The following is a 2,757-nucleotide window of genomic DNA, read 5'->3' on the forward strand; positions in this document are numbered from 1 at the left end:
CTTTAAAAAAAGAAGAACTAAAGAAAAGGATGGTGGCACTTGAAGAAAGACATCCTTATGGGCGATTAGCAGATCTTGACGTGCTTTGGCTAGAAGCGGGTGAAGTGCAGTCCATCAGTCGCGAAGCGTTAGGCTATCCAAGACGGCGCTGCTTTCTTTGTGACAAGGAAGCAAAACTATGCGGACGATCGAGAACGCATTCAGTCGAAGCAATACAGCAAAAAATAAATGAATTAGTTTCAAAAGGAAGGATGCAAGCAGATGACTAAGAAAATTCAATTCATGGAAACAGTCTTACGTGATGGCCAACAAAGCTTGATCGCTACCAGAATGCCGACGTCAGATATGTTGCCCATCATCAAAACATTGGATGAAGTAGGCTACCATTCATTAGAAATGTGGGGTGGAGCAACCTTTGATTCTTGTATCCGCTTCTTAAATGAAGATCCTTGGGAACGTCTTCGACAGATTCGCCGTGAAGTGAAGAACACGAAATTACAGATGCTTCTTCGCGGACAGAATCTACTAGGATACAAAAATTATGCGGATGATGTGGTGCGAAAATTTGTAGAGACATCGATCAAGAACGGAATCGATATTATTCGCGTATTTGATGCATTGAACGATACCAGAAATTTGGCGACTTCTATCACAACAGCAAAAGAAGCTGGTGGTCATTGCCAAACAGCGATCTCTTATACAACAAGCGAAGTTCATACCGTTGAATACTTTGTGCAATTAGCAAAAGAAATGGCCCATATTGGAGCAGATTCGATTTGTATCAAAGATATGGCTGGTGTGCTGACACCTCAAATCGGATTTGAATTGGTCAGCCGAATCAAAGATGCTGTGGATCTGCCATTAGAGGTCCACACCCACGCTACTAGTGGTATTTCAGAAATGACTTATTTGAAAGTTGCAGAAGCTGGGGCAGATATTATCGATACAGCAATTTCTTCATTTGCAGGGGGAACGAGTCAGCCAGCGACAGAATCTGTGGCGATCGCATTAGAAGAACTGGGATTTGATATAAACCTGGACAAAAAGAAATTGGCTGAAGTTGCTGATTATTTCAATCCAATCCGCGATCGGTTCCGAGAGGAAGGGATCTTGAATCCTAAAGTCAAAGATACAGAACCAAAAACACTGATCTATCAAGTGCCTGGTGGGATGTTATCCAACTTATTGAGTCAGTTGACAGAACAAGGTCTGCAGGACAAGTACGAAGAAGTATTGGCAGAAGTGCCGAAAGTGCGTGCCGACCTTGGATTTCCTCCTTTAGTTACCCCTTTGTCTCAAATGGTTGGCACACAGGCTTTGATGAATGTGATTTCTGGGGAACGCTACAAACTAGTCCCAACTGAGATCAAAGATTACGTTCGTGGTCTTTACGGTCGTCCTCCGGCACCAATCAAAACGAAGATCCAAGAAAAAATCATTGGGACGGAAGCAGTGATCACCGAACGACCAGCAGATTTGATTCCACCGCAGCTCCCGGAATTCGAGCAAGAAATCAAAGAATATGCCAAAACGGAAGAAGATGTACTGATGTATGCACTTTTCCCAGCTCAAGCAAAAGATTTCTTGGGAAGACGAGAAGATCCGTTTTATGACGTGGCGATCCAGACAGTCGATGTGACTATCGCGATTCCATAAAAAGAAAATGACTGAACCGTTTCTGAGCGAGAAAACACTTTGTTTCAACTCAGACGTTTCAGTCATTTTTTTTTTGGCTAATAGAAGTGAAAAGGGGAAGAAATGGCCATTCAACAATTGATCGCAGCAGTGTATTTTTATTTTTGACAAGCGAGAAATAAAAACAAATAGAAAAAAGGATTTGTTAGAGAATATTTTTTAACAAAACAAAAAGAGTGGTCAACAATCAATGGTCGACGACTCTTTTTCAATAGTTTAGGTTATCCAATTTTTTTAACTCTCCCGCCAATTTTATTTGCGAAGCGTTCGGCATCTTCTTTGCATGTATAAGTCAAAGCAATTGATTTATCTCGAGTTCTTTTTCCTTGTGCTGTCAGATAACCATGAAATATCTTGATAGCATACACTGCACTATCCACCTCCTCTACCTTTAAAGAATAACAAAAATACCGCTTACAATCAAGAGGGCTTTAACAAAAAATAACAATTTTATACAATTCGATACCTGTTTTTGTCAAGATGACCGTTTTTTTCATAACTGGGTTCCTTTATCTCGTATAAATCACGATAACTGGTGCTGCCAGAAGCTTGCAACTGAGTATAATTCCTCCGCAGGGCGTATAATAAGGAAAACGATTCAGTCAATAACGGCAATGAAAACCAGTAAGGAGAAAAGAGATGAAAAATTTTCAACTTAATTTTATTACCAATAAGGAAACTGTAAGATGGCTGAAAATCTTGCATACCTTCGAGCGAATACCAACGCGATCAGTCAAAGAACTAGCCCAATTCACAAAAAGCACTTCACGAACGATCATTGCCGATATTACCGGAATTCGGCAATATTTTCAGCAGTCGATTCTGATTGAAAACACGAGTTCAGGCTATTTGTTCAAAGAAACCAATCGAGAAGCGTACCAAACTAAAAAGCGGTCATTGCTTGAAAATGAACCACTCTTTCACATTATTGAAGGGATTTTTCAAAGGCAGATCAAAGAGATCGGAGAATGGGCCGATCAACTCCACTTCTCAGAAAGTAGTTTGCTGCGCTATTTCAAAATGGTAGAAAATGAATTGGCGCGCTATCGACTGACACTGTCC

Annotated in this window: 4 protein-coding genes; 3 read left to right on the top strand and 1 reads right to left on the bottom strand. The window is 40.7% G+C overall.

All coding sequences use genetic code 11. The features are described 5' to 3' along the window. Positions 1-269 (top strand): citrate lyase holo-[acyl-carrier protein] synthase (locus AB5Z52_RS16520; protein ID WP_368267068.1); only part of this gene is annotated, 269 nt, incomplete at its 5' end. Further along, positions 262-1,656, top strand: coding sequence for an oxaloacetate decarboxylase subunit alpha (locus tag AB5Z52_RS16525; protein WP_003125766.1), 1,395 nt, complete (start codon positions 262-264; stop codon positions 1,654-1,656). The genes AB5Z52_RS16520 and AB5Z52_RS16525, both read left to right, overlap by 8 nt. Positions 1,657-1,916: 260 nt before the next feature. Here the strand turns inward: AB5Z52_RS16525 and AB5Z52_RS16530 are convergent, their stop codons facing one another. Next, entirely contained in the window at positions 1,917-2,063 is a 147-nt protein-coding gene (locus AB5Z52_RS16530; RefSeq protein WP_086269049.1) for a hypothetical protein, read from the bottom strand. 271 nt (positions 2,064-2,334) lie between these two features. Between AB5Z52_RS16530 and AB5Z52_RS16535 the strand changes: the two genes are divergently transcribed. Continuing rightward, the coding region (locus AB5Z52_RS16535) for a helix-turn-helix domain-containing protein (protein ID WP_368267070.1) at positions 2,335-2,757 on the top strand (423 nt) is incomplete at its 3' end.

This window comes from Enterococcus sp. RTP21361st1_A6_RTP21361_211029 (assembly GCF_040910045.1).
In the GTDB taxonomy this organism is placed as follows: Bacteria; Bacillota; Bacilli; order Lactobacillales; family Enterococcaceae; genus Enterococcus_D; species Enterococcus_D gallinarum.